Annotated in this window: 20 protein-coding genes and 1 pseudogene; 12 read left to right on the top strand and 9 right to left on the bottom strand. The window is 67.7% G+C overall.

What is annotated here, in order from left to right; genetic code table 11:
• Window positions 1-71: 71 nt before the first annotated feature.
• The 6 genes from EOT10_RS15915 to mycP (EOT10_RS15895) all read left to right on the top strand — a co-directional run bounded on the left by EOT10_RS15915 (window position 72) and on the right by mycP (EOT10_RS15895) (window position 9,277).
• Window positions 72-1,793 (top strand): 2Fe-2S iron-sulfur cluster-binding protein, encoded by a 1,722-nt coding sequence (locus EOT10_RS15915; RefSeq protein WP_223280992.1) that lies wholly within the window; start codon window positions 72-74, stop codon window positions 1,791-1,793.
• Complete coding sequence (locus EOT10_RS15910; protein WP_127828843.1) at window positions 1,790-4,135, top strand: xanthine dehydrogenase family protein molybdopterin-binding subunit; 2,346 nt, start codon at window positions 1,790-1,792, stop codon at window positions 4,133-4,135. The genes EOT10_RS15915 and EOT10_RS15910 overlap by 4 nt, the downstream gene beginning before the upstream one ends.
• Window positions 4,136-4,331: 196 nt before the next feature.
• Window positions 4,332-4,937: a DUF2563 family protein gene (locus EOT10_RS15905; protein ID WP_127828842.1), complete on the top strand. Its 606-nt coding sequence runs from the start codon at window positions 4,332-4,334 to the stop codon at window positions 4,935-4,937.
• Window positions 4,938-6,341: 1,404 nt separating this feature from the next.
• Window positions 6,342-6,482 (top strand): hypothetical protein, encoded by a 141-nt coding sequence (locus EOT10_RS41300; RefSeq protein ID WP_189491593.1) that lies wholly within the window; start codon window positions 6,342-6,344, stop codon window positions 6,480-6,482.
• An 87-nt stretch (window positions 6,483-6,569) separates the two neighbouring features.
• A complete protein-coding gene (gene mycP, locus EOT10_RS15900; protein WP_127828841.1) occupies window positions 6,570-7,940 on the top strand; it encodes a type VII secretion-associated serine protease mycosin in 1,371 nt (456 codons plus the stop codon).
• A 143-nt stretch (window positions 7,941-8,083) separates the two neighbouring features.
• On the top strand, window positions 8,084-9,277 hold the full coding sequence (gene mycP / locus EOT10_RS15895) for a type VII secretion-associated serine protease mycosin (protein WP_223280991.1): 1,194 nt from the start codon (window positions 8,084-8,086) through the stop codon (window positions 9,275-9,277).
• Window positions 9,278-9,286: 9 nt separating this feature from the next.
• Here the strand turns inward: mycP (EOT10_RS15895) and EOT10_RS15890 are convergent, their stop codons facing one another.
• From EOT10_RS15890 to EOT10_RS15880, 3 genes are read right to left on the bottom strand one after another with little or no spacing between them, the layout of a single operon-like run.
• Window positions 9,287-11,368: a protein kinase domain-containing protein gene (locus EOT10_RS15890; protein WP_127828840.1), complete on the bottom strand. Its 2,082-nt coding sequence runs from the start codon at window positions 11,366-11,368 to the stop codon at window positions 9,287-9,289.
• 55 nt (window positions 11,369-11,423) lie between these two features.
• A complete protein-coding gene (locus EOT10_RS15885) occupies window positions 11,424-13,670 on the bottom strand; it encodes a protein kinase domain-containing protein (protein ID WP_127828839.1) in 2,247 nt (748 codons plus the stop codon).
• A gap of 10 nt (window positions 13,671-13,680) precedes the next feature.
• Window positions 13,681-14,667, bottom strand: coding sequence for a protein kinase family protein (locus EOT10_RS15880; RefSeq protein WP_223280990.1), 987 nt, complete (start codon window positions 14,665-14,667; stop codon window positions 13,681-13,683).
• Window positions 14,668-15,061: 394 nt separating this feature from the next.
• Here EOT10_RS15880 and EOT10_RS15875 point away from each other — a divergent pair, with 394 nt between their 5' ends.
• Genes EOT10_RS15875 through EOT10_RS15865 form a run of 3 tightly spaced genes read left to right on the top strand, consistent with a single transcriptional unit; the run spans window position 15,062 to window position 18,386 of the window.
• Window positions 15,062-15,514, top strand: a complete 453-nt coding sequence (locus EOT10_RS15875; protein ID WP_127828838.1) for a hypothetical protein — start codon at window positions 15,062-15,064, stop codon at window positions 15,512-15,514.
• Window positions 15,514-17,721, top strand: a complete 2,208-nt coding sequence (locus EOT10_RS15870) for a DUF6571 family protein (protein ID WP_127828837.1) — start codon at window positions 15,514-15,516, stop codon at window positions 17,719-17,721. Before EOT10_RS15875 ends, EOT10_RS15870 begins: the two co-directional genes overlap by 1 nt.
• Window positions 17,718-18,386 (top strand): hypothetical protein, encoded by a 669-nt coding sequence (locus tag EOT10_RS15865; RefSeq protein WP_127828836.1) that lies wholly within the window; start codon window positions 17,718-17,720, stop codon window positions 18,384-18,386. Before EOT10_RS15870 ends, EOT10_RS15865 begins: the two co-directional genes overlap by 4 nt.
• Before the next feature lie 116 nt (window positions 18,387-18,502).
• On the opposite strand, the gene EOT10_RS15860 is transcribed toward EOT10_RS15865, so the two are convergent.
• The 4 genes and pseudogenes from EOT10_RS15860 to EOT10_RS15840 form a co-directional block, all read right to left on the bottom strand.
• Entirely contained in the window at window positions 18,503-19,090 is a 588-nt protein-coding gene (locus EOT10_RS15860; protein WP_127828835.1) for a Uma2 family endonuclease, read from the bottom strand.
• A 1,044-nt stretch (window positions 19,091-20,134) separates the two neighbouring features.
• Window positions 20,135-20,230 (bottom strand): annotated as a pseudogene (locus EOT10_RS43115) (IS5/IS1182 family transposase); the annotation flags it as partial.
• Window positions 20,196-20,843, bottom strand: a complete 648-nt coding sequence (locus EOT10_RS15845) for a hypothetical protein (protein ID WP_223280989.1) — start codon at window positions 20,841-20,843, stop codon at window positions 20,196-20,198. The pseudogene EOT10_RS43115 and the gene EOT10_RS15845, both read right to left, overlap by 35 nt.
• 275 nt (window positions 20,844-21,118) lie before the next feature.
• Window positions 21,119-21,523: an ATP-binding protein gene (locus EOT10_RS15840; protein WP_127828833.1), complete on the bottom strand. Its 405-nt coding sequence runs from the start codon at window positions 21,521-21,523 to the stop codon at window positions 21,119-21,121.
• 123 nt (window positions 21,524-21,646) lie between these two features.
• Between EOT10_RS15840 and EOT10_RS15835 the strand changes: the two genes are divergently transcribed.
• Window positions 21,647-22,540 carry a helix-turn-helix domain-containing protein gene (locus EOT10_RS15835; RefSeq protein ID WP_127828832.1) on the top strand — a complete coding sequence of 298 codons (894 nt, stop codon included), beginning with the start codon at window positions 21,647-21,649 and terminating at the stop codon, window positions 22,538-22,540.
• Window positions 22,537-22,740: a DUF397 domain-containing protein gene (locus tag EOT10_RS15830; protein ID WP_127828831.1), complete on the top strand. Its 204-nt coding sequence runs from the start codon at window positions 22,537-22,539 to the stop codon at window positions 22,738-22,740. The genes EOT10_RS15835 and EOT10_RS15830 overlap by 4 nt, the downstream gene beginning before the upstream one ends.
• Window positions 22,741-22,743: 3 nt before the next feature.
• Here the strand turns inward: EOT10_RS15830 and EOT10_RS15825 are convergent, their stop codons facing one another.
• Both EOT10_RS15825 and EOT10_RS15815 read right to left on the bottom strand, forming a co-directional pair.
• Window positions 22,744-23,310: a hypothetical protein gene (locus EOT10_RS15825; protein ID WP_127828830.1), complete on the bottom strand. Its 567-nt coding sequence runs from the start codon at window positions 23,308-23,310 to the stop codon at window positions 22,744-22,746.
• Between the two features lie 408 nt (window positions 23,311-23,718).
• On the bottom strand, window positions 23,719-24,159 hold the full coding sequence (locus tag EOT10_RS15815; protein ID WP_127828828.1) for a hypothetical protein: 441 nt from the start codon (window positions 24,157-24,159) through the stop codon (window positions 23,719-23,721).
• 355 nt (window positions 24,160-24,514) lie between these two features.
• Between EOT10_RS15815 and EOT10_RS15810 the strand changes: the two genes are divergently transcribed.
• A complete protein-coding gene (locus EOT10_RS15810; protein ID WP_127828827.1) occupies window positions 24,515-25,126 on the top strand; it encodes a TetR/AcrR family transcriptional regulator in 612 nt (203 codons plus the stop codon).
• The last annotated feature ends 508 nt before the right edge of the window (window positions 25,127-25,634 follow it).

The raw sequence follows: 25,634 nt of genomic DNA, 5'->3' as shown, positions 1-25,634 counted from the left end.
ATCAAGCAGGCCACCAGGCAGGCCATCAAGCAGGCCACCAGGCAGGCCATCCGGGCGGCGGCTGGGAGCCGTTGCCCCAGGGTGACTACGACGCGGACGCCACCGCCTTCGTGCAGCTCCCCGAAGGCGGCCTCCCCGACGCGCCCCTGGCCGCGCCGGGCCACGGCTACGTACCGCCCCAGATCACCGTCGCCCCCGGCGGCCCCTCGGCCACGGACCCGGCGGCGACCGGGGTGTGGGTCCTGCCGCCGGACGCGACGGGTGGCGTCACGGGGGCCGCGACCGGGGGCGTGCAGTGGCCCGAACCGGCCGCGGCGCCGGAGATGCTGCCGTCGGCGCCCGCGATGCCTTCCGTGCCCTCCGCGCCCTCTGCGATTTCGTACGACCATCATGGGTTTTCCGGCGACCACGGTATGACCGGGCAGTGGAACTTCTCGGAGGCCGAGCCGCACCGGGAGCCGTCCGCGCATGAGCCGGCTGCCGCGCACGAGCCCGGGCCCGCTCATGAGCCGACGGCCGCCCATGAGCCGACGGCCGTGACGGGGCAGTGGTCGATCCCGGTCATCGCCGAAGGGGATCTTCCGGACGAGTCGGGTGAGTTCACGACGTCGTCCCTCGCCGCACAGTGGGGCCGGACGCCTCCGGCGACGCTGCCGGGGGGCGCGGTGGCGCCCTGGGCGGCGGAGGGGTGGGCGCAGGAGCAGTCGGAGCCGGAGGCTGCGCCGGCGCCGGAGCCTGAGCCTGCGTTCGAGCACGGGTTTGAGCCCGAGTTCGAGCCTGGTTTCGAGCCGGTCGAGGGCGGGTCCGAGCACGGGCACGGGCATGAGCCCGAGGCGGTCGCGATAGTGGCCGATGTACCGGCAGCGCCGGACGCCGAGCCGGAGCTCACCTCCGAGGTACCCGAGGCGCCTGAGGCGACCGAAGCCCCTGTCGCTTCCGAGGCTCCCGAAGCCGCTGAGGTTCCCGGGGCTCCGGAGACTCCCGAGGTTTCCGAGCCCTCCGCCCCGGCAGAGCACGCCGTCGCCGACCCGGATACCGCAGCCGCCGACACCGCTGCCGAGCCCGCCCCCGACAGCGCCCCCGACCCCGACAGCCCCGCCGGCACCGACATCGGCACCGGCACCGACGCCCCCCCGCTCCACGACGACCACCCCCTCGCCTCCTACGTCCTGCGGGTCAACGGCACCGACCGCCCCGTCACCGGCGCCTGGATCGGCGAGTCCCTGCTCTACGTCCTGCGCGAGCGCCTCGGCCTCGCCGGGGCCAAGGACGGCTGCTCGCAGGGCGAGTGCGGCGCCTGCAACGTGCAGGTCGACGGCCGCCTCGTAGCGTCCTGCCTGGTACCCGGCGCGACCGCCGCCGGCAGCGAAGTACGCACCGTGGAGGGCCTGGCCGCCGACGGGCAGCCCTCCGACGTGCAGCGAGCCCTCGCGGCCCGCTGCGCCGTGCAGTGCGGATTCTGCGTGCCGGGCATGGCGATGACCGTGCACGACCTCCTGGAGGGCAACCCGGCGCCCACCGAACTGGAGACCCGCCAGGCCCTGTGCGGGAACCTGTGCCGCTGTTCCGGGTACCGCGGGATCCTGGACGCCGTACAGCAGGTCGTCGGTGAACGCGGGGCGGCTGCGGAGGCCGCCACGGCCGACGCCATGCCTGACACCACGGCCGACGAAGGTGACGCACCCGGCGAGGCCCGCATCCCGCGCCAGGCGGGACCCAGCGCAACCGAAGGCATTCAGGACTTCCAGGACTTTCAGGACTTTCAGGACTTCCAGGACGGAGGCCAGGCGTGAGTGACGAAGCAGCAGCCATTACGCCCGTGGCTCCCGCGACCCCCGTGACCCCTGAGGCCGAACCGCTGCCGCACGGCATCGGGGCGCCCCTGACGCCGGCCGAGGCGCGCGCCAAGACGGAGGGCACGTTCCCGTACGCCGCCGACCTGTGGGCCGAGGGCCTGCTGTGGGCGGCCGTTCTGCGCTCCCCGCACCCCCACGCGCGCATCCTGTCCGTCGACACGACCCACGCGCGCGAGATGCCCGGCGTACACGCCGTCATCACGCACGAGGACGTACCCGGAGCGCCCCTGCCCGGCCATCGCGCCGCGGACCGCCCGGTCTTCGCCTCCGACGTCGTACGCCACCACGGCGAGGCCATCGCCGCCGTCGCGGCCGACCACCCGGACACCGCCCGCATGGCGGCGGCGGCCGTGATCGTCGAGTACGAGGTCCTCGAACCCGTCACCGACCCCGAGCAGTCCTTCGCCGCCGAGCCCCTGCACCCCGACGGCAACCTGATCCGCCACATCCCCCTGCGCCACGGCGACCAGGACGTGACGGGCGAGATCGTCGTCGAGGGCCAGTACCGCATCGGCCGCCAGGACCCGGCCCCCATCGGCGCCGAGGCCGGCCTCGCCGTCCCGCGTCCTGACGGGGGAGTGGAGCTCTACATCGCCTCCACCGACCCGCACGGCGACCGTGACCTCGCCGCCGCGCGCTACGGCCTCGAACCCGAGCGCGTGAAGGTCGTCGTCACCGGTGTCCCGGGCGCGACCGCCGACCGCGAGGACCAGAGCTTCCAACTCCCCCTCGGCCTCCTGGCGTTGAAGACCGGCTGCCCGGTCAAGCTCACCGCGACGCGCGAGGAGTCCTTCCTCGGCCACACCCACCGCCACCCCACCCTCCTGCGCTACCGCCACCACGCGGACGCCGAGGGCAAGCTGGTCAAGGTCGAGGCGCAGATCCTGCTCGACGCGGGCGCGTACGCCGACACGTCGTCCGAGGCGCTCGCCGCCGCCGTCTCCTTCGCCTGCGGCCCGTACGTCGTGCCGCACGCGTTCATCGAGGGCTGGGCCGTCCGCACGAACAACCCGCCCTCCGGCCACGTACGTGGAGAGGGCGCCCTCCAGGTCTGCGCCGCGTACGAGGCGCAGATGGACAAACTGGCGAAGAAGCTCGGCATCGACCCGGCGGAGCTGCGCCTGCGCAACGTCATGGCGACGGGCGACGTCCTGCCCACGGGCCAGACGGTGACGTGCCCCGCCCCGGTAGCCGAACTCCTCACCTCTGTACGGGACTTCCCCCTCCCGGAACTTCCCCGGGACACCCCCGAGGACGAGTGGCTGCTGCCCGGCGGCCCCGAGGGCGCGGGCGAACCGGAAGCCGTGCGCCGCGGCGTCGGCTACGGCATCGGCATGGTCCACATGCTCGGCGCGGAAGGCACCGACGAGGTGTCGACGGCGACGGTCAAGGTCCAGGACGGAGTCGCGACGGTCATCTGCGCGGCGGTCGAAACCGGCCAGGGCTTCACCACCCTCGCCCGCCAGATCGTGCAGGAGACGCTCGGCATCGACGAGGTGCAGGTGGCGCCCGTCGACACGGACCAGCCCCCGGCGGGCCCAGGCTGCCGCGGCCGCCACACGTGGGTCTCCGGCGGAGCGGTGGAACGGGCCGCGAAAATGGTCCGCACCCAGCTCCTCCAGCCCCTCGCCCACAAGTTCGGCATGTCCACGGAGCTGCTCCAGATCGCGGACGGCAAGATCACGTCGTACGACGGAGTCCTTTCGACCACGGTCACCGAGGCGATGGACGGCAAGGAACTGTGGGCAACGGCCCAGTGCCGCCCCCACCCGACCGAGCCCCTCGACGCGGACGGCCAGGGCGACGCGTTCGTAGGCCTCGCCTTCTGCGCGATCCGCGCGGTCGTGGACGTGGACATCGAACTGGGCTCGGTACGGGTAGTGGAACTAGCAATTGCCCAGGACGTAGGCCGCATCCTGAACCCCGCCCAACTGGCCGCCCGAATCGAAGCGGGCGTCACTCAAGGAGTCGGCGCAGCCCTCACGGAAAACCTCCGCACCCCACGCGGCCTGGTCCGCCACCCCGACTTCACCGGCTACGCCCTCCCCACATCCCTGGACGCCCCCGACATCCGCATCGTCAAACTCGTGGAGGAACGGGACGTGGTGGCCCCCTTCGGAGCGAAGGCGGTGAGCGCGGTCCCGGTGGTCGCGTCCCCGGCAGCGGTAGCCTCAGCGGTCCGCGCGGCCACGGGCCGCCCGGTAAACCGCCTCCCGATCCGCCCCCAAGCAGCGGTGACCACTCCTGCGTCCGCCCCGGCGATGGCGTCAACGGACTGACACCCCCTGCCCGTTGCAACTTGTTACGTGTCGTGTCGATGTGTGACGCGATGTGCATGGTCTCGACAACGGGTGACGTGTGAACTGACAGTGCGCGTCGCTAGAGTTGTCACCGAGACTTCGCAGCCGACGCCGGCCGACGACCATCGGCAGACGCCACTGCAGAGAAACGACACGGGGGAACGGGGAGGACGCGATGGCAGAGGACAAGGGCGACGGGGGCGGAGCGGCATCGCTGCCGCTCTTCGGCGGGGCGCTCGGAGGGGCACTCGGCGGAGTGGCCATGGCGTCGGGGGCAATGGCCGACATCGTCACGGAGCTGGAGTCGTTCACGAAGTTCCAGCAGCGGGTTGATCAACTCATCAAGGACCTCAGCGGGTCGGACGCGGGCTCCAAGAAGATCGGCCAGGAACCACTCGGCCGCCATCAGTTCGGAGGCGGCGCGGGCGATTGGGGCGACGCCGCCGGTCTGTTCACGTCGTACGAGACGGTGCTCACAGAGCTGGAGAACCTGTCGAAGATCCTCTCCGACTCCATAGAGGGGATGGGGATCGCTGTTCTCGCGTCTCACAAGGGCTATGCGGCCATCGACGCAGACCTCCGGGATCGCGTTGCGGCGATCAAGGCGGAGACGAAGGACCACTACGGCGGCGATTACGACCCCGAGAAGTCCAAGCTGTGGCACCAGGGGGCGGGTCCGGCGATTGACGAAATCGGGACCAAGGACGGGGCCAAGGACGCGGCCAAGGGTGGCCAGCACAGCGCGGGCGCCAAGCATGGTGGAGCGGAGGTTGGTCTCTGATGTCCAAGGACCCGTTTGACGGCATGAGCCACGAAGCGATGCTGGAGTGGCTCGACCAGGCGAACTCCGGCTCGGTGCAAGCAGCGGCCGACCGGCTCGCCGCGGCGGCCAAGGAGATCCACTCGATCGCTGAGGACCTGAAGGTGCGGCCTCAGTGGGTGGAGTGGAAGGGGAAGGGTGCGGAGGCGTTTCGCACCTGGGCCGGAGACCTGGCCAATGCGACCTTGACGCTCGGTGACTTCAGCCAGGACTCGTCGAAGTGGCTGGGCGAGGCATCGAAGGCGATCGGTACCGCTCAGGCGTCCATCCCGCGAGACAAGGCCAGTGCCCAGGCGAATCTGGATGCGGCAAGGTCTGCGCACAACGATCCTGACGCCGGCGCCATTGCGAGCAAGTCGGCGAGTGAACTCCAGGCGATCGCGGCCAACAAGGAGAAGGTGCGGCAGGAAGCCGCTACCGAAATGCGGAAGTTGGGGCATGCGTATTCGCTGTCCTCGACGCAGATGAACGGGCTGACTCGGCCCAAGTTCCCGCCGGCGCCCGATGCCGTCGTGCCCGACAGTCGTGGTCGAGACCACTCCTCCCAGGGGGAGAGCGACGGCGGAGTTGCTGGAAAGGCCATGCCCGGAACCGGCGTGGCTGAGGCGACGGGTCGCACCGTCACCTCGGATGTGTCAACAAGGCATCGCGCGGACGTCGCGCAGGGACGAGCCGTACCGAGTATTGACGAGCGTCCTACGCACTTGGGTATCGACTCGGTAGGGACGCTGCCTGACGTCAAGCAGCCTCCAGTGCCCACCACCGGATCAGGCCCAGTCGGGCCAGGCCCAACCGGTCCTGGTGTCACGCCTCCCTCAATCGGTATGGTTCCGCCCGTATTTGGCGGCGCAGGGCGAAATTCTGTCACTGCCCGTGGCGCCGGACCGTCGATCACAGCGCGAGGAACTTCGCCGACGGGCCGAGCCGTAGGTGCGCCCCGGACGGGGATTCCGTCGGCCGAGGGCGCTACGGGGCGGCCGACCACGCCGGGTACACGGGGCCCTCTGATGCCGGGCCAAAGCGCCACGGGCCGAGCGGGGTCGGGCCAGCCCGGTCGACTTCCGACCAATGGTGGAGTGTCGGGTGGCCGTCCTCAACCGGTAACAGGCAAGCCTGCAACGGGCATTCCTCGCGGCACGGTGATGGGCGGAGAGGGTGCCGCAGGTGCCCGAGGCTCGTCGGCTCAGGGCACGACGGGAGCCAGGCCGGCGCCGACGCCCGGGACCACTGGTTCGCGCGGCGGGGCCTCGGGGCGTCGTGTGACCGGGGCAACGGGCGAGAACGGTGGCATCGTGGGGGGCCGGCCGCAGCAGCAAGGCCGTGCGAACACCCGCTCCTTCAGTTCCGGGGGCTCAGGCTTGGTCCGTGGTCAGAGCGCGGTGTCAGCACCCCAAGAAGGTGCTGACGGCGCGCGCCGGGCGGGGCGCGGAGGCGCTGTGCCACATGGCGCTCAACCGCAGGGCCGCCAGGACGAAGAGCGGGGTGGCCGCCCGGACTATCTCGTAGAGAACGAGGCGACCTGGCAGTCAGATGACCAGGGGAACATGCCGCCCGTCATTGATGACGCTCCCAAGAACAGCGAGAGGTAATCACATGCCCGCCAGCAGCAATTGGTACGGCCGCCGAGCCGTTTCCTCGGCAGCTCTCGGTTTGCTGCTGGTGGGTGCCGCGGCTACGCCCGCACTGGCGGAATCCAACCGCGAGAAGCAGTGGTACCTCACGGCGATGAAGGCCGAGAGCATGTGGCGCATCAGCAAGGGGGAAGGCGTCACAGTTGCGGTGATCGACTCCGGAGTCGAACCGAACAACCCTGACCTACAGGGCCGGGTGCTGGACGGCCTGGACCTGGCGCCGAAGGAGACCGGCGATGAGCACACCGACTACGAAGGCCATGGCACTGGAATGGCCGGGCTGATCGCAGGTACAGGGGCACGGCGGGGTGGCCAGGGAGCCTTCGGACTGGCTCCGGGCGCCAAGATCCTTCCGATTCGCATGCCGGACGCGAACAAGGTTGGTAATCAGTACTACGGGACTGAACAATTCAACCAAGTTGCACCCAAAGCGATCCGGTTTGCGGTGGACCAAGGTGCCAAGGTCATCAACATCTCCCTGGGAGCCATGGAAGGCTCGCCTCAACTCACGGACTCGGTGGACTACGCGCTGAAGAAGGGTGCGTTGATCTTCGCTTCCAGTGGAAACAGTGGAGACGGCCTGAACAAGCCGGAATATCCGGCGGCCACTCCGGGGGTCGTTGCCGTCAGCGCGATCGGCAAGGATCTCCATATGACCCCTGAGTCCACTCACGGTAAGCAAGTGGATATGGCCGCTCCGGGCGCCGACATGGTCCATGCGTGTGGGAGCAAGTCCAGTGACACCGGCCTCTGCAGGACCAGTGGCACCAGTGATGCCACGGCCCTGGCGTCCGCGAGTGCTGCCCTGATCTGGTCCAAGCATCCGAACTGGACCAACAACCAAATCCTCCGGGTCATGCTCAACACCATTGGCCGCGCAGCTGACGGGGAAAAGCACAATGATTTCACCGGCTATGGAGCGGTCCGGCCCCGTATCGCCCTGACGAACCCCGGCGACCCTGGCCCGGCCGACAAGTACCCGCTGCCGGACTACCCTGTCGCGGCCTCCAAGCCCGCCGGCAAGCCCTCCAAGGGCGCCCCGGATGACGTCAGCGCCGCGCCGGCCGCCGCGTCCAAGGGTGACGACAGCAGCACCCCCCTCTGGATCGGCATCGGCGGAGGCGTCGCAGCCTTGATCGCCGCGGGAATTGCCGTTCCGGTCCTCCGTAACCGCAAGCGCCGCAGTGCCCAGCAGCAGCCCGCAAACCCGTATGCCCCAGTTCAGGGAGCGCCGCAGTACCAGCCTTATGGCGCCCCGCAGCACCACCCCGCGAGCCACGATCCGAACTCGCCGTACGGTGGCGGGCCGCAGGGGCCGGGTCCGTCTGCGTGACGCATACCCGGAGCAACGGGGGCACCGGCACCCGACGCCACGGTGCGGTCATCTCAGCCCTTGTCGGCCTGGTGCTGGTAGGCGCGGGATCCGCCCCCGCTCACGCCGAATCGACCCGCTCCCAGCAGTGGTACCTGGACCGCATGCACGCCGAAGAGATGTGGAAGGTCAGCACCGGCAAGGGCATCACCGTCGCGGTGGTCGACACCGGGGTGGACGCCACGAACCCGGACCTCGTCGGCAGAGTCGTGCCGGGTAAGGACCTCGCGCCCCGTTCGCCCGGCGACGAGCGGACCGACTACGACGGGCACGGCACCGGAATGGCCGGTCTGATCGCGGGGACGGGCGCATACGGCGGCGGGAGAGGGGCCTTCGGCCTGGCGCCGGGCGCCGAGATCCTGCCCATTCGTATCCCTGACATCGCGAATGCGAACAGCATGGGTGAGCTGGCGACCAAGGACAATCCCGTCTTCGCGAGAGCCATTCGCTACGCGGCCGATCACCAAGCGCAGGTCATCAACGTCTCCCAGGAGCTGATGCGCGGCTCGCCAGAGCTGACCGCGGCGGTGAAGTACGCCCTGGGCAAGGGGGCCTTGATCTTCGCGTCGGTGGGAGAGGGCGGTGACAGCGGCAGGGAACTGAACTACCCAGCCGCAACGCCTGGCGTGGTGGGCGTCGGTGCGGTGAACAGGGATATTTTCGCGACGGCTACGTCCCAGAAGGGCGCACAGGTCGACCTGTCCGCCCCCGGTGTCGACATGGTGCACGCGTGCGGGACCAAGGCGAGTAAGACCGGCCTCTGCAAAACGGCCGGGACGGGTGATGCCACTGCCCTCGCTTCCGCCAGCGCGGCCCTGATCTGGTCCCAGCACCCGAGCTGGACCAACAACCAGGTGCTTCGAGTGCTGCTCAACACCATCGGCGGTCCGACGGACGGCGCGAAGCGCAACGACGCCATCGGCTACGGAGTCGTCCGTCCCCGCATCGCCCTGCAGAAGCCCGGCAACCCTGGCCCGGCCGGCAAGTATCCGCTGCCGGACTTCCCGGTCCCCGAGGTGATCACGTACCCGTCACCGAAGGCATCGGGTGCTGACGCGCAGACCGCCGCCGCCGAGCAGAGCGGCAGCGACGTCCCGCTGTGGATCGGCATCGGCGCCGCCGTGCTGATCGGCGCGGGCATCGCCGTTCCGCTGGCCCGACGCCGTAAGAGCCGAGGCGCGCAGCAACCTCCGTCGCCAGCCTATGCTCCGAGCCCGCCACCGCATCCCACGTACGCCCCGTGGCCCGCCTCGGACCCGAACCCGTCCGGCCCCGGGGCCCCGCCCGGCGGACAATAGGGGCCGAGGTCAGAAGACCGACAGAGCCGTGATCGAGCTGTCGTGCTGCACGAACACGCGATTGCCGTCCGCCGCCACGTCGAGGTAGTCCGTCTTGGGCAGGCCGTAAGCCCACGTGGCCTTGCCGTCCTCGATGTTCATGGTGCTGACCTGCGCCGAGTCCTCCCTGTACAGGTAGGCCCAGAGTCCGCCTCCCTGACGCAGCACAGGGCTGAAGTAGCTCGCCTCACCCAGCGTCGACCAGACCTCGGAGCCGTCCTTCATCAGGATGCGCCGGGTGTGGTCCCCGTCGTTCGCGTAGATCGAGTCGCCGTACACCAGGGGCGGTCCCCAGGCCTTCGCGCCGAGCCGATATGAGGGCTCGGACTCCCACAGCTTCTTTCCGTCACGCAGGCGACGAGCCGTCAGGGGCTCGCCGTTGAGATAGACGATTCCCTTGTGGACGGCCGGATAGATGTCCAGATCCGTCTTCTGCGGGAACGACCACACCGGATGGCCGTCGGCCGTGGCCATGGTGAGGATGCCGCCGCCGTCTCCCACGAACACCAGCAGTCCGTCATCGATGACCGCTCGGTGCTGGACCTTTTCGCGGTATTCCGCCGGGAACTCCGACGTCCAGCGGATCTTCGCGTCAGTACGGCTGATGCTGCGCAGCCGGTCGTCGCCGGTGAGTATGTACACGGATTGGTCGTCCGCGGCGACGAGCGCCTTTGCCCCTGCCGCCGGGCACGTCCACTTGGGCCGGCCGGTCGAGGCGACGAACGTGCGGAGTGCTCCCTGGCCGTCGGACATCGCGATCAACTGGTCCGACAGGGAGAGGCAGCCGGCCTTGACCTGCGCCTCGGGCACGGCCCACCGCCGCTTCCCGCTCCGGACGTCGTGCGCGGCGAACCCGCCTTTCAGGGACGCGAAGACGAGGACGTCCCGCACGGGAAGCAGTCCCCCGTGTGCGCCGTCCATCACGCCGGCCGCTTTCCACAGACTTGTGGGCTTGCCGCCGGCTCCGGTGTCGAGCGTGGCCTTGGGCGTGCGCACCGGCGGCGGAGCGTAGAAGGGATCCTTGCTCTGCTCTACTTCCCTCTTCTTCTGCGCGCCCAGCCACCAGGCGGTACCGCCGCCTCCCGCCGCCAGTACCGCGCCGCCCGCGGCGAACCCGGTGATCAGCCGTCGCCGGGTCAGGTCCGGGGCGGCCGCCGGCGGGACCTGAGTGGTCAACTGCCGTGCGCCGGCCTCACGTTCCTTGATCGCCTCAGCGACAGGCCCCCGCCGCCAGACCTGGCGGGCGGCGCTCCCAGGCTCTTCGAACGCGGCGGTGATCTGACCGGGCGTGGGACGGGCCGCCGAATCCTTCGCCAGGCACGGAGCGATCAGAGTCCTCAACTGCGGGGAAATGCCGTCCAGTTGGGGATCACCGTGCACGACCTCGTACTGAACGGCCGCGACATGCCCGCCGCTGTACGCGGGCCTGCCGCCGGCCGCGTAGACCAGGACCGCGCCCAGCGAGAACACGTCCGCCGGGGGCGAGACACGCTGTCCGAGGACCTGCTCGGGCGCGCCGTAGCCGGGGGTGACCGGGACCTGGCCGGTGATGGTGAGGGTGAGGCCGTGTTCGGGCCGGGCGATGCCGAAGTCGATGATGCGCGGTCCGCTCGACGTCAGCACGATGTTCGGCGGCTTGAGGTCGCGGTGGATGAACCCGGCCGCGTGGATGTCGGCAAGGGTGCGGGCCAGTGAGGCCGCGAGGGCCCGTACGGCCGCTTCGCCGAGGGGGCCGTGGGCGTCCACGGCCTGGTCGAGGGTCGGCCCGGCGAGGAACTCGGTGGCGATCCACGGGCGCCCGCCCTCGGTCTGCGCCCCCAGTACCGCGGCGATACCCGGACTCCGGACGGCTTGCGCGGCCTGTGCCTCACGGATGAAACGCTGAGCCAGGTGGGTGTCATGGGCGAGTTCCGGGCGCAGCACCTTCACGGCCGCGAGCGTCCCGGCGTCGTCCTGGCCGACGTAGACCTTGCCCATACCGCCCTCGCCCAGGACGCCGAGCAGACGGTACGGGCCGAGGCGGACGGGGTCGCCGGTGCCGAGGGGTTTCATGAGAGCTGGCTTTCTGGGCGGGGGTGTTATGGGCTTCAAGAGATTTATGTGCTGGTCATGCGAGTGGGTACGCGGCCACGTAATTGTTGGCGACCGCGATGACGATGCCGTTCTGCTCGTCACCGAAGAACTGTTCGCCGGACGTGACATACGTCCGTGCGGCGGTGTGTGAGGCGAGGCTGACGGCTCGGAGCGTCACCCCGTTCTTGTAGTACGCGAACCGGGCGCCGATGACGGGACGGCAAGTCACGAAGGCGTTGCCCGGGGTGTCGCTCTTCTCCGCCCATCGCTGCTTTCCGCTGCGCGGGTCGACGGCGACCAGGCCGGCCCCGTCCACGACCGCGTACAGGACCCCGGATTTGAGGGTCGGAGGGCTGTAGGTCTCTCCGTACCCATGGGTCGGCCTGGAGGACCAGACCTGCCGGCCGTCACTCAGGCGCAGGGCCCGCAGCTGCCCGGCGCCCAGATAGACGTGCGACGTGTCCGCCGAGATGCCTTCACGTACGGTCTCGGGGTCGTCGACGGAATAGGGTGCTTCCCAACTCACGGCACCCGTACGGGTGTTGTGTAGTACGACGCGTACCGCACCCTCCTCGCGCTCCTGGAGCGTGATCAGGCGGTTGCCGACGACCCTCGCCGCGAGGAAGTGCAGTCGATTGCTGTCGTTGCGTCGCGACGGCAGAGGCCGCGTCCACAAGGTCTTCCCGGTGCGGCCGTCAACGGCCCGCAGGGTCCACTTCTGGCTCGCCCGGAACTCTCCCGCGCCGCTGGGCGGGTCCGCGCCGTCCCCGACGGCCAGGTAGAGGACCTCGTCGGCGACGCAGAGGAGCTGGTTGCCCCTGAGGCTGCCGTTGCTGTCGGAGAGGCGGGCGACGGTGGCGAGGGTTCCGCCGCTGTCACTGTTGACGCTGTGAATTGCGAGTGGTGGATGCTTCTGGTCCACGTCCGGATTGGGTTCCTCGATTCGGTAGACCTTGCCGTTGGCCACGGCGTACTGCCAACTGCCCGCTCCGCTGATGACACCCCACTTCGCGGCTCCGGTGCGCGGTGCCAGCCCCGCGAGGCCTCCTTGGTCCATCAGGACGGTGCCCGGAACAGGGTGGGGGACGAGCGGGCCTAGCTCATGCTGGCGGTTGCGGTCCGAAACCTTCCACAGGGGCGCGAGCCCCGTCGTTCGTTTGGCGCTCGCACCGTTGTCGGCATACTCGCCCTGACCTCCGGGGCCGGCTCCCGCCCCGGACTGGTCACGCCAGTACCAGAACCCTCCTGCTGCCGCGGCGACGCCTGCTGCCACACCACCCCCGAGGGCGAAGAGTCGGCGTCGCGAGACGGGGGTCGGCTTCGCCGGTGCCGGTGGACGTGAGCCCTCGGCCGGTGCCGGTGGAGGTGAGCCCTCGGTCGGCGCCGCCATCCGCTGTGCCGTCACCGCCCACACCTCACTCGCCCGCCGCCCGATCTCCGAGAGGACGGCGTCCGGCAGGTGGTCGGCGAACTCGCCGCTCCCGTCGTGCAGTTGGGACGCGATCTCGGATGTCGTGGGGCGTAGTCCGGGGTCCTTGGCCAGGCAGCGGGCCAGCAGGGGGGTGAGCGCCGGAGGTACGTCGCCGAGGTCCGGCTCGCCGTACCGCACCCGGTACAGCAGGTCCGCCGGCTGGCCCTGGCCGAACGGGCCGTGGCCCGTCGCCGCGAAGACCAGGACGCCCGCGAGTGCGAAGACGTCGCCGGCCGCGTCGTGCTCCTGCCCGGTCGCCTGCTCGGGGGACATGAAGGCGGGCGTGCCGACGGCGGCGCCGGTCCGGGTGAGCCGGGCGTCCCCGATCGCCCGCGCGATACCGAAGTCGATGACCTTCGGCCCGTACGCGGTGACCATGATGTTGGACGGCTTGAGGTCGCGGTGGACGACATCGGAGTGGTGCAGCTGACCGAGGGCGTTGGCGAGCGCGGCCCCAAGAGCCCGGACCGACGCCTCCGGCAGGGGACCGTTCCACTGGACGGCGTCGTCGAGCGGCGGCCCGAAAACGTACTCGGTGGCGAGCCACGGCGTCTCGGCATGCGGATCGGCATCCACGACCTGGGCTCCGTACCGGCCGCCGATGACCCGTGCGGCATCGACCTCGAGACGGAAGCGGGTTCGCGAGTCGGGATCGGCGGCGATGCGTGCGTGCATGGTCTTGAGCGCGACGGTACGGCCGCGGGCCGTGCGCCCGAGATAGACGGTGCCCATGCCGCCGCTGCCGAGGCGAGCCAGGAGCCGGTACGGGCCGAGGGCGACGGGATCGTCGTGCGTGAGAGGGGAGGGCATGTGGTCGCTGTCAGTCCTGGGTGCGGGCGGCCGGGGCGATCGGGCCGGGTTCGGCGGTGCGGGCGGCCGGGGCGAGAGAGTCGGGCTCCGCGGAGAGCAGCGCCGCCGACTGATGGGCGATGGCGGCGATGACGCGCGCCGGCAGCCAGCCGGGCCCCAGGAGGGCGGCGGCGCGTGACGCGGTCTGGGTGGCGACGGGCGAGGTGGACGCGGGGCTGAACGACTCCTGCAATTCCGCTAGTTGAGGGCGATCGCCCGGATCGCGGGCGAGACACCTCCCGATGACGGACCGCAGCGCGGGCGGCAGCTCCTCCCGTTCCGGTGCGGTGGTGCCGGTGGCGGCGTACGCGAGGGTCGCGCCCAACGCGTATACGTCGCCCATCGGGCGTGGCCGCCCGCCCGAGGCCTGCTCCGGCGGGAGGCTGCCCGGGTCGAGCCCGGGAAGACCAGTACGCGCGGTGCCGTCGGGAGCGGCAGCCCGCACGGCTCCGAAGCAGGTGAGGCGGGGGCCGTCGACGGCCAGGAGAACGGCGGCGGGGGAGACGCCCGCGTGCGTCAGGTTCTGACCGTGCGAGATGGCGAGCGTCTCGGCGAGAGCGGCACCGAGGGCGCGAACAGTGCGCTCGGGGAGCGGGCCGCCGTGCACGGCCAGCGCGGTGGGCAGCGGCAGCGCGGGGAGGTAGGGGCGGGCGTGCCATGGGGCTTCGCCGGGCCGTGCCAGGTCCGTGGCGGGGTAGGCCCACGGACCCAGGAGGTACCGGGAGGCGTCGGCTTCCACCATGAAGCGTTGGGGATCGGCTCCGGCGAGCGGAACGCTGACGAGCACCGTCCGGTCACCATCGGGGCCGCGGGCGATGTAGCGGGTTTCGGGGACGGGGACGGGGGCGGGAACGGGGAGGCGGGAGGCGGGGACATCGAGGCGGGTGATCACGGCATACGGACCCGTACCCCGAGGGGCCCGACTCTCGCTCGTCACCCCTACCTCTGGCGTGCGCATCTGCAACTGCCCCCCGTCCGTCTTAGCTGCCCGGCGAGACTACTAGAGAGGTTGGGAGGGGGTGGGTGGGCTGTGTGGCACTGCATGCCCGTCAGGGAAGTGTGACGCGCGGGCATGAGTTCCCTCGGCAGTGCGAAGCGCCTTTCACCCCGCACCCTTCAAGGACCCGAGCGACCCCAGCCCGGCCGGTGACGGCGGTTAGCAGGGATCGTGTCCAATCGTGATGGCAACGTGAAGGTACGGCACCGAGTACGTGCCGACCGTCACCAGGGTGCGCTGGCACCGGCTGGTTTCGGCCTGTTGTTGGTTGGCAAGGCATCGGTTCCTGAGCGCATTGCTAGGTTCGTCGATGGTGCGCCCGAACTAACAACGTATGCACGGGGGAAGGTCTCGCATGGCGTGGGAAGAGTGGGAGCAGCTGAAGGCCCAAGCGGTCGAGAAGCGCTCGACCGGGATGCAGTTGAACCAGTTGGCAGACCCGGGTGGTGGTGGGGCCGGGAACGAGCAGGGCGACCTTCGCGTGAATCAGACAGATCTTGCCGCAGTCGGGGACGCGGCGTATCGCCTGTACGGAGGACTCGATCACTATGGCGATCACGCCCGCATCGCATCCATGGCTGCCGCAGGAGGCCTGAAGTCGGAAGGCTTTGAGGTCGGTGAGGGTCTCGATCACGTGGCCGAGCGCTGGGTGGACCAGGTGCAGTCCCTTCTCGATGCGTGTGCGCACATCTCCAACCATCTGGATTACACGAAGGGTGCGCACGCAAAGGACGAGGTGTACATCGGGGGCACGATCAGCAGCATCTCCGTGTTGAACAAGGGATTCGACGACAGGGCGGGGCACTGATGGATCTCGACGCCCTGCGATTCGCTAACTTCTCCAAGTTCGGTGAGGCTGTTACCGATTGGGAGGAGATGGTTAAGAAGCTCAAGGACCTCCAGGAGGACGCTGAGCAGGACCTCAAGAAGAAGGCAGTCAAAGCTCGTTGGGCCGGCGTAAATGCTGGAGTGACCCGCGAGTTCATCGCTAAGACAGCGGCAGAGTTCGCCGATGCCCACACCCAGGCAGACACCATCGCGAAGATCCTCAAGGACACGCACGGTGAACTGAAGCGTTTCTCTGAGCAGCTCAATGATGCCGTTCATCGTGGAGCGAAAAAGAACCTGACGGTGACAGACACAGGTGGCGGCACATTTCGCGTGGAGATGAACATCCATCCCGACCGTGCCGGCAAGGGAACAGAAGTTCCTCACCACAGCCAGCAAGATGTGACCGACTTCAGGGATGAGATCGCCGGAATCCTGAGTAATGCCACCCAGTCCGACAAGTCGGCCAAAGAAGTCCTGAAGGCAATCGTTGATGCGGTCAAATACGGCTTCTCCGACGCCAATTATCCTGATAGGGATCACGCTGCTCAGGCTCTCAAGGATGCCGAGGCGATGGCCAACATGGCCAAGCATCCGAAGGACATGTCACTCGATGACATCGCCAAGTTCAACGGATACTTGAAGAAGTACCACGACGACCCCCTGTTCTCAGAGCGCCTCGCAACTCAGCTCGGCGCCAAGAAGACGCTTCAGTTCTGGACCGATGTAACGGATAAATTTGCAGGGGCTAGGGGTGCCGATCTCGACCAGTTGAAGAGCCTTCAAAAGAATATGAGCATGACTCTGGCCACCGCATCCTTCTCGGACTCGGGGGATATGCAGGACTGGAAGAAGAATATTCTCAAGGAGACTAATACTAATTTTTTGGTCGACCCCACAGATCCAAATAGGAGTCCGCGTGGGGCTCTCGGTGCTCAAGTTATGAGTAGCTTGATGCGTCAAGGGCAATTCGACACTGAATTCCTCGATGAATACCGTGCCAAGCTGTTCAAGGCGGACTTGGGGGCTGGCTCGTCGAGCACAAAGGAGCTCTGGGAAACCGGGAACCAAAGTGTGGATCTCGTCTTCGGTAAAGGTGACGGCCGGGACCCCCTGAATGGCCTGTTCGATGCGCTCTCTCATAACCCTGAGGCAGCAGTCAATGCGTTCCAGTCCAAGTCGGACCTCAACCACATGCTGGGCACCAGCAAGTACACAGACCGGGGAACGTCGCTGGGGCACGCTTTGGAGGCTGCAGTGACGGGAGTTGCTGCTGGCGATGAGACTCATGCTGCCCTTCCGCACAGCAAGGCGCAGGTTGAGATCATGCGGAACGTCATGCACGCCGTTGCCGATCCAGGGCGTGGGGTCCTCGATTCAGGAGGTGGGAGCCTGGTTGGCGAGGCAATCGGAGAGAGCTTCGGGCACATGGCAGCCTCATACATGCCAGAAATCAGCCGGGCGTTGGGTGGCCCCAGTGCTGAGAATGTCTTCCTCTCGACGAGCACGGATCCCACAGGCCTGGAGCGGACGGATGTGACTCGTTTCTTGACGGAGGTGGCTCACGACGCAAATGGCAGGGCCGCTATCCGATACGGCGAGACCATTTATACGGGAAGCCTTCTTGACGCCCATCTGGCCAATCCTTCACTGTTCGACGGGACTCGGCAGCAAGTCCTTAGTGATATCAGTCAGAATGCAGGGATCATTGAGGGAATCGTCGGTCATTCCGTGGCAGATGCGGATATCGGCAGCGCTCAAGATGCAGAGAAGGCTGAGAACGACGCTACTAAACAGCAGGGGGAGTTCTTTAAGGCCGTCCTGTCCGCGGGCGTTGGAGTCGGGTCTGTCGCGTTGGTTCCTGCAACGCCTGCAGGTGCATTGGCGGGAGCTATTGGGGGCGGATTCTTCGGGGGAGTTTCCAGTATGGCTGTCGACCGAATCTTTGATGGTCGAGAACTAGATTCAGCTACTGATCAAGCCCTTTATCGAACAGGCCAGGAACTCAACAAGACGCAGGACTCCGTCAACCAGCAGACTCAGTGGTCGGTTGAAGATGCGATGAAGCGACACCATGTGCAGTTGCCGAAAGACGGCACTATGGATTTCGTTCGAAACGCGGTCAATCATGGCTGGAGTGAAAGTGACAGGATCATGGAAGACGCGGAGAAGCGCCCTACCGCATGAATGAGGTCAGGAATAAATTCGTCGTGAAGAAGAGTTCGAGGGATTTCGTGATTGGCGTGGTGATTGTCTGCGGGTTGGCAATTGGTGGCCTGGTCGGTTATCAGCAAATATTCACCAAGGGTCTCGACAGGCTTCCGGATGAGGTGTGCGATGGGGCGGTCGATCGAGAGGTTGCGGCCCAAGTGCTACCGGATGCCCGTTCGGCAAGCGAAGACGGCAGCGTGACGGGAACGGGGGAGAACTTGTTCTTCGGTTGCCGTGTGGACACAACTGGCCACTCGCTCGTCTCAGGAGAAGTGAAGGTTCAAGCTGTGTCCGCAAAGAGCTGGAGCAACTTCTATGAGGGTTACGGTGGGGCAGAAGAGGGTAAGGCGCTACAAGTCGGCGTCGGTGAAGTGCGGGCGCTCTCGAAAACCCGCATAGCCTCCATCTATGCTCCCTGCGCACCGCGTGGTGTGAAGGCGTCCACTGCCAGGCAGCCCTATGCCCTGATTGCGGAGGTGAGGGTGCTAGGGGAGAGTCGAGTCAAGGGTGCGGCCCTGCGTCAGGATCTAACAAACTTCGCTTACCAGCTCACGCAGCATGCTTACAAGGTTGGCGAGTGTCAAGATGCCTTGACATTCCCCAAAGAAATTCCTAGCTACCCATCGGGTGCAAAGGGGTAGCGTTTCTCGGGTCGTGAAATCTGAAGGTAAGGCGAGCTCTGAGTTTGTTTTCATCCGACTGCAAATAAGGATTCTGGAAGGCTCAGTGCGGCACGGAGTCAGAGGTCGGTCTCGTGTCATTCATACCGGGGTAGACCCTCGGACGAGATGGTCCAGTCGGCGATCGTGACGTCTTCGCCGTAGACGAAGTCCTTACGCGTTGCGTAGCGCGGGCCCTGCGGGGTCGGGTGGATGTCTGTCAGGGCGGAGCCGGTGCCCGTCCGTGGGTCGAAGATGACGTAGACCGGGATACCCATCGTCGGGTAGTCCCGCATCTTGCCTACCCAGTCGTTGTCGGGGTTCGAGCGGGAGACAATTTCGACGGCGGCCAGAAGCGTGCGCGGGTCGAATGCGCCCTCGCCCTCCATGTCCGCTTCCGCGATCACCATGACGTCCGGGTGGCGCATGATGCCTTGCGGCGCGTCCTCCACATCCGGCGTGCCGGTGTGGGCGACCAGGTCGTCAGGCAGCACCTTGTCCAGGCGCTTCCGGATGCGCAGCGCGGTCAACTCGTGTGACTTCGCCGGCGACATCATGTCGTGGACGATCCCCTCTTTGGTGATCTCGAACTTGCCGGGGAGGGTGTCGTCCATCGCCTGAACGAACTCCCGCATCGTCCGGTAGGGGTGGTTTGCCGCGCGCGCGTTGCCGGGGGCAGGAGTCATGAGTTTCATGCTAGGCCGCTTCCTGTGTGGCGTCCTGGCACGAGCGGCACTTCCCCGCGGTGGCGGAGCGGAAGGCTCGGTCGCAGCCGTTGCAGTTTTGGAGGGGGGCCGGGCGGGGTGGGGGCGGGGGTGTAGGAGTGCTTGGGGGGAGGGGTGGGGGGAGTAGTTCTGTCAGGCGGTGGGACAGGAGGGCCGCTGGGTTGCGGAGGGGGTCCGTTGGGAGGCCCGCCGTCAGGGTTCGGCGGATTGCTTCCAAGGGGATGCCTCGGTCCAGCCATGTCGTCAGCGCGGGGGCCAGGCGGTGTACGTCGCGTGTTGAGAGTAGGAGGCGGGGGTCGTGGCGGCGTAGGTCTGTGAGGAGCGTTGCGGCCGGGCCCGTGGGGGCGGGGGCGGGGGTAGGCCGTGGTGGTGGGGGAGGCTGAGGGGTTGCCTGAGGCCTTCGGGGTGCTGGTGGCTCCGGCTGTGCGCAGGCAGCCGTCATCGCTGGTGGGTTGTTGTATGACGTCGTGTGCGTGACTACTCGGCCTGACGGGAGGCGTTCGCGGGTTCGGGCCAGGTAGCCGTGTGCTTCAAGTTCGCGTAACGCCGCCGCGATGCGGACCTCGCCCTCCGGGAAGCGGGACGCCAGGGACTTGATCGTCACGCTGGCGCCGGCTGGGCGCGACTGGATGTGCGCCGCGAGCCCGATCGCCGTGAGCGACAGATTGCGGTGCTGCGTCAGGTGGTTGCCGACGACCGTGTAGCGGTTGGCGTGGCGGCGGTTGACGTGGCGGATGCCGCCGGCGGGGGTCTTGTCCGGGGGAACGCCCGGCTTGGCGCACGGGGGCGCGTTAAGCTGCTGATCAGCCATCGGGAAGGGTTTCGCTTCCTTGGTGGTCAGGCCCTCGCCTTGGGATGCCAGTCCCTGCGGGGGCCGTTCTGTTTATTAGGTTGTTGTGGGTGAGCGTGGGGTGTGAACCCCGTGTAATGCAAGCTGAGTTGGGTGTGATCACTCGTGTGAGTGAGGGACCGGTTTTCGACGGTGTTCCGATTCCGCGGATTGGTGCGGGCGCCGGCGGCGTGCTGATGTGCACGCACGACGGTGGAGTCGACCGAGACCGTCAGGTCAACCCGCCCCATGACGGCTGACGGCACTCGGCGCGCGGCCTGTGAGCCAGACGGCGATCCGCTTCTGCAGCTCCTTGTCGGCGCGGGGATAGTCCCAATGTGCGTACCACTCCAGGTACTTCAGGATGTTCTCAGAGCGGGCCGGGTGGGCCACCGTAATCACGTCGACACCGATCTCGCCCGTTGAGCAGCTGATGTACACGCTGCTGTCGAGCGCCATCATCCCGAAGCCCGGGTGGCCTGCACGTATGCCGAGGAACGCCGATGCCGCGCCCCGGCCCATGATGTCCCAGCGGTCCAGGAGCCGGACCCGGGTCCAGACCGCCGGTGCGGCACGGGGGCCATAGCCCTGGTTCTGCTTATGCAGGACGGCTTGGTGCGTGTGGGCGCCGTGAGGAAGCAGGACGAGGAACTCGCGCCGGTGGTCGAGAAGGCCCGAGGAGACCGCCAGGTCGTACCAGTCCTCGTTGAGACGCTCGACGAGCCGTGGGGTTTTGTACCGGTGGGAGAAGCCGCCGACAATGTCCTCGCGTCCGTATCCGAAGACGAACGGCATCGTGCCGTCCGGCACGGCGTCCGGGATCACCTCGAGGCCGGCCCGCCGCAGCGGCCGGTACACCTTGCGCTCGCGCTCCTGGATACCCACCGGTCAGTGTTCTACCAGGGCTAGCGCGCCAAGAATCCCCCGGTCCGGCGCTTCCTCGTTTCCCGACCTCCCGGATCAGGCTGGTTCAGACCGGTTCAGACCGGTTCAGGATCAGCCGCATGATCGGCCGGACAGGCCCTAGTCGGGCTGCCGTCGGGCGGCGACGGGGGTTGGGGGAGGTTGGGGTGGGTTCTCTACCAGGGCTCTTGGTCTTTGATCGCGGGGGCGGCCGGGTATTCGTGCACCGCGTCGTGGATTCCTCGATGCGGACAGACTCATTTCGATACGTCCAATTCCGCCCAGACTGTTTTGGTCGGGGGCGGGCCCAAAGTCGTGCCCCAGCCGTCCGCCAGTGCGTCGATGAGGAGTAGGCCCCGGCCCGATGTGGCTGCCTCCGCGGGTGGGGATTGCGGGGTGCCTGGTGGCTGGACGTCACCCCTCGTGTCCGTCACCTCGATACGGAGGGTGTTCGCTTCCGTCAGCCTGAGCGTCAGGCGGAAGTCCCGGCCCTGTACGCGTCCGTGCGTGATCGCGTTGTTCGCCAGTTCCGCTGCAAGGTGTTCTGCTGTCTCGAACGGGCGTTGCCAGTCCATGAGTTGCTGCACTGTCAGGCGGCGCGCCAGGCGGGCGCCTCTGGGTGTTGCGGACAGGCGGATCGTGAAGGTGAGTTCGTCAGTCATGTCACTTAGCGTGGTCGTGTGTACGTACGCTGACTAGTGACGAGGCCGGTACTCTCCGTGGCTGTCCAGTCTCTGTACAGGGCTGTACCGGGTGTACCCGTGACCGGTGGGGATGGGGCGCGTATGAACGCGGAGTGGGCGGATCACGCGGAATCTGCGGAATCTGCGGAATCTGCGGAAAACGGGGGCGAGTCGGGGTGGGACGTCGATCCCGACGACGATGCGGGGGCCGTCGTAGAGGCGGTGGGGCGGCAGCTCAAGTTGTGGCGTGAGGCTGCGGGGATGCGGCCGGCCGAGTTCGGGGCGGCGGTCGGGTACGGCGAGAATCTCGTCTACGAGATCGAGCGTGGCGCCCGCATTCCGCGGCCCGAATTTCTGGAACGGGCGGACCAAGTCCTCGGTGCGGGCGGCAAGATCGCGGCGATGAAGGCCGACGTTGCCGAGGTGAGGTACCCGAAGAAGGTTCGGGAGTTGGCGAGGTTGGAGGCGAAGTCCGTCGAGCTGTCTCTGTACAGCAACCACAACATCCATGGGCTGTTGCAGACGGAGGAGTTCGCTCGGGCGTTGTTGCAGACCAGGAGGCCGACGTTGTCGGTGGATGAGCTGGAGCGGGCCGTGGCTGCACGCGTCGCGCGCCAGTCGATCTACGAGCGTTCACCAGGCCCTGAGATGAGCTTTGTCCAGGAGGAGGTCACGCTGCGCCGCCCGATTGGTGGTGCCGCTGTCATGCGTCGGCAGCTCGAACGACTGCTGAGTGTCGGTCAGTTGGCGAACGTCGCGGTCCAGGTGATGCCGACCAGCCATGCGAGTCACCCCGGAACGGGCGGGATGATCGAGGTGTTGAAGTTCGAGGACGGATCGGGAGTGGGGCGTTCCGACGGGGCATTCAACGGGCGTCCTGTTTCCGAACCGAGGCAACTCCGGATTCTCGATCTGCGCTATGGCATCATCCGGGCCGAGGCTCTCACGCCACAGGAGTCACTCGCATTCATCGAGCAAGTGCTGGGGGAGACATGATCCGAACCAAGGTCTTGGCCAGGGATGCCGGGGAGCTGGTCTGGTTCAAGAGCAGCTACAGCAGCAGTAGTGAACCCAGCGACTGTGTCGAAGTTGCCACGACGTCGGTAGCCGTCCACATTCGCGACTCCAAGGCACCTCAAAGGCCGTACCTCGCCGTGTCCTCGGCGGCCTGGTCCGTCTTTGTCGCTGCTCGGTGACCCTTACGCGTAGTGGTACCGCATGCACGTACCTTCGGCGCGGATGACGGGCTTGTTCGTGTAGTAGTCCGGGGCGAGCGTGAGTTGTGTGCCGTGGGCATCGGTCGTGCTGATGCCGGGGAGGCCGGCTTGGGGTGCGATGTCCCTTACCGTGCGGCCCTGCTCCTTCCAGTCCGCCTTGAGGTTCGCGAGTGCTGTGAGGTAGCCGTCGCGGTCGTCGAACTCGACGCCCCACGTGTAGATCGGCTGGTCCCGGGTGACGCCCGCGTCGTCGAAGCCGAAGTCGTCCACGCAGGACGTGCTGCCTTCCTTGTGCGCGTACGGCTCCTGGAGTGGTGCGGGGGCGAGGGCCGTGTATGTGTCCTCGCCTGCCTGTTGCGTTGCTTTTACGCGTTCCTTGAACTCGGCCGTCGACCGGACTTGCCCGCCCTCCACCGACTCGCACGCCTTCGCCGTGAAGCCCAGCAGCGCGACCAGGAGGACCGCCATCACGGTGGCCGTGAGCTGGCCGCGTGTGAAGAGGCGGGGCTTCGCCGGGGATGTGGGGGTCGGGGCGGGCGTCGTCTGCATGTGGACGATCGAAGCCGCCGGTGAGAGCGTTCGACACCGTCCGCGTACTCATGTCGGCTGCGTCGCGGGCTCAGTGCTGTCGTGGCCCGCCCAAATCAGCCACAGTTTTGCTCTGGCCCTGCCGGCAGCGGGGGTCCGTCGGCGGAGTCCCAGGTGGGAGCGGGTGCGTGCGGGGCTGCGCCATTGCCGACCTGGAACATTGGCAGATTCGGGCGCCCACGTGGTCGCGCATGAAGGTGTCTTCGGCGCGGATGCCCCCGGACGCGTTCCCTTGGGTGCGTTTCCTGCCCGAGCCTGACGTTCACGTTTTCGCCGTCGAATTGGTCGACACCATGAGGGCCGCCGACTCCGTGGGCAACAGTGCGTCGGTGGCCCTCATGCTCGCCGCCGGGCCGGGCGGCGGTGGGGTCAGGAGTGGACGTAGTAGTTGATCGAGCAGGCGCGCACGTAGTGGTTTTCCAGGCAGGCCTTGAGGCCGTAGCCCCGGTCTTCGGGGAGGTTTCCGCCCTGGCAGTCGGCGCCCGGTGACGGCTTGCCGTTCGTGCTGACCGTGCGGCCGGTGGTGAGGATGCCCTTGACGTAGTAGCCGTCGGACCTGTCGTCGACGGCACACAGGTACTCGCCCGGGGCGCCCCCGAACGGGTCGGCGACCCAGTTGACGCGGCCGGCCTGGTGGCCGTCGGCGTAGATGATGATCGTGCTCTGTTTGCCCGGGTACATCTTGAACGTGATGTTGGTGTAGTCGGCGGCCTGGGCGGCGACGGTGTTGGTGACCAGTAGTGCCGCGGCGCCTAAGAGGCCGGCCGCTGCCATGGTGAACTTCCGGCCGACGGTTCGGGCGGTTCGCATCGATCGCATCGTCTTGTGGCCTCTCTCTGGGATGCGGGAACGGGCCCGGGGGAGAGGTCGGTGTGGGGGAGGCTGCGCGCTTCGTTCGTGGCGCCACCGCTGTCGCGCGGCGTTGGCCGGCGCGGCAGCGGTGGCGATATCCCCCGTTGTGTGACCCGGGGTCCGGGTGAGACCCGTGGCTCACGTACCCCCGTACACCCAGCGCGACGCTAGGCGTTAACGCTTCTCGCCGCGCATTAAGGTGATCTCACGTTATCCGGAGGCCCGGTGGCCGTACCGTGCGAAAACGGTAGGAACGGATAGAACCGCACGTGAAGATCTGGTGCCCATTGCTCCGGCGTCTACATTGGCGTCGATGACTGAGCGACCACGGCCCGGCTCGGCGCGTCCCGGCGGACGCACGGCCCGCACCCGAGCGGCCGTCCTTGCGGCCGCGCTCGACGAGCTCGACGAGGTCGGATTCGCGGCGCTCACCCTGGACCGGCTCGCCGCCCGCTCAGGTGTTCACGTATCGACGATCAGGCGGCGCTGGCGCAGCGTCGAGGGCGTCGTAGTCGATCTCATGGCCCAGCACAGTGCGACGATCCCGACCCCGGACTCCGGTGAGTTCCGTCAGGACCTGTACGAACTGGCCGAGGCCATCGCCGGGTTTCACGCCTTGCCGCGCAGTCGCAATCTCGTCGAGGCGATGGTGGCGGCCGCCGCGTACGACCCGCACATCGCGGAGCTCGTGCGCGGTGCCTTCATGGCGCGCACCGATGTTGTGACGCAGATCGTCCACCGGGCCGTGGAGCGTAGCGAGGTCCCGCCGGACACCGACGCCTACGAAGTCATCGCCGCCCTGAGTGCCCCCTTCTATTACCGGCTCCTCATCCTGCGGCGCGATATCGACGAGCGACTCGTCCGTACGAGCGCCGAGGCGGCGTACCGGGCGGCGTGCGGGGGTGTTTTTGGTGGGGGCGAGTGATTGCCGCGTGGCGCCGCCCATTTGCTCCTCATGACTCGTTCATGGCGGTGACCAGCACAGACGGGGGTGTGGCGGTCGCGCGGCGGGCGTGCAGATCGAGCAAACGTCGGGCATCTGCGGGGTCGTGGGCGGTGATGCATGCCTACTGTTGAGTACGAGGGCCGCCCGGCCTCTCCCCCCGTGGTTGGGCGGCCCTCGTTGTTGTCCGTGGTTCGCGAAGTCGTACTTTGGTAGGGCGAACTTCGCGTCGAGAGGACGGCAGTGGTGACGACGACAGACGGGCCTTCGGGTCGCCAGGATGCGGCGGGCGAGCCCGAGCCGCGCTCCTACGAGCCGGGGCCTTCCGCCGGGAAACTGCTGCTGTTTGTGGCGGTGTTCGTTGCGTTTGCGGTGATTGTCGTGGGTGGGGGCGTGATTCTTACGACTGGGGGGTAAGGGGGCGCGGCGCTGTGCAGCCGACGGTTTTCATGGTGGCGGGCATGTAGGCGCGCATGAACTGTTCGATGTT

Source organism: Streptomyces antnestii, assembly GCF_004005495.1.
Lineage (GTDB): Bacteria > Actinomycetota > Actinomycetes > Streptomycetales > Streptomycetaceae > Streptomyces > Streptomyces antnestii.
This window is presented reverse-complemented; position numbering and strand designations above follow the sequence as displayed.

Coding starts and splice junctions, on each gene's coding strand:
- EOT10_RS15905 (WP_127828842.1), top strand. CDS start 4,332: ATGGCAGAGGACAAGGGCGACGGGGGCGGAGCGGCATCGCTGCCGCTC.
- mycP (WP_127828841.1), top strand. CDS start 6,570: ATGCCCGCCAGCAGCAATTGGTACGGCCGCCGAGCCGTTTCCTCGGCA.
- mycP (WP_223280991.1), top strand. CDS start 8,084: ATGCACGCCGAAGAGATGTGGAAGGTCAGCACCGGCAAGGGCATCACC.
- EOT10_RS15890 (WP_127828840.1), bottom strand. CDS start 11,368: ATGAAACCCCTCGGCACCGGCGACCCCGTCCGCCTCGGCCCGTACCGT.
- EOT10_RS15885 (WP_127828839.1), bottom strand. CDS start 13,670: ATGCCCTCCCCTCTCACGCACGACGATCCCGTCGCCCTCGGCCCGTAC.
- EOT10_RS15880 (WP_223280990.1), bottom strand. CDS start 14,667: ATGCGCACGCCAGAGGTAGGGGTGACGAGCGAGAGTCGGGCCCCTCGG.
- EOT10_RS15875 (WP_127828838.1), top strand. CDS start 15,062: ATGGCGTGGGAAGAGTGGGAGCAGCTGAAGGCCCAAGCGGTCGAGAAG.
- EOT10_RS15870 (WP_127828837.1), top strand. CDS start 15,514: ATGGATCTCGACGCCCTGCGATTCGCTAACTTCTCCAAGTTCGGTGAG.
- EOT10_RS15865 (WP_127828836.1), top strand. CDS start 17,718: ATGAATGAGGTCAGGAATAAATTCGTCGTGAAGAAGAGTTCGAGGGAT.
- EOT10_RS15860 (WP_127828835.1), bottom strand. CDS start 19,090: ATGACTCCTGCCCCCGGCAACGCGCGCGCGGCAAACCACCCCTACCGG.
- EOT10_RS15840 (WP_127828833.1), bottom strand. CDS start 21,523: ATGACTGACGAACTCACCTTCACGATCCGCCTGTCCGCAACACCCAGA.
- EOT10_RS15835 (WP_127828832.1), top strand. CDS start 21,647: ATGAACGCGGAGTGGGCGGATCACGCGGAATCTGCGGAATCTGCGGAA.
- EOT10_RS15830 (WP_127828831.1), top strand. CDS start 22,537: ATGATCCGAACCAAGGTCTTGGCCAGGGATGCCGGGGAGCTGGTCTGG.
- EOT10_RS15825 (WP_127828830.1), bottom strand. CDS start 23,310: ATGCAGACGACGCCCGCCCCGACCCCCACATCCCCGGCGAAGCCCCGC.
- EOT10_RS15815 (WP_127828828.1), bottom strand. CDS start 24,159: ATGCGAACCGCCCGAACCGTCGGCCGGAAGTTCACCATGGCAGCGGCC.
- EOT10_RS15810 (WP_127828827.1), top strand. CDS start 24,515: ATGACTGAGCGACCACGGCCCGGCTCGGCGCGTCCCGGCGGACGCACG.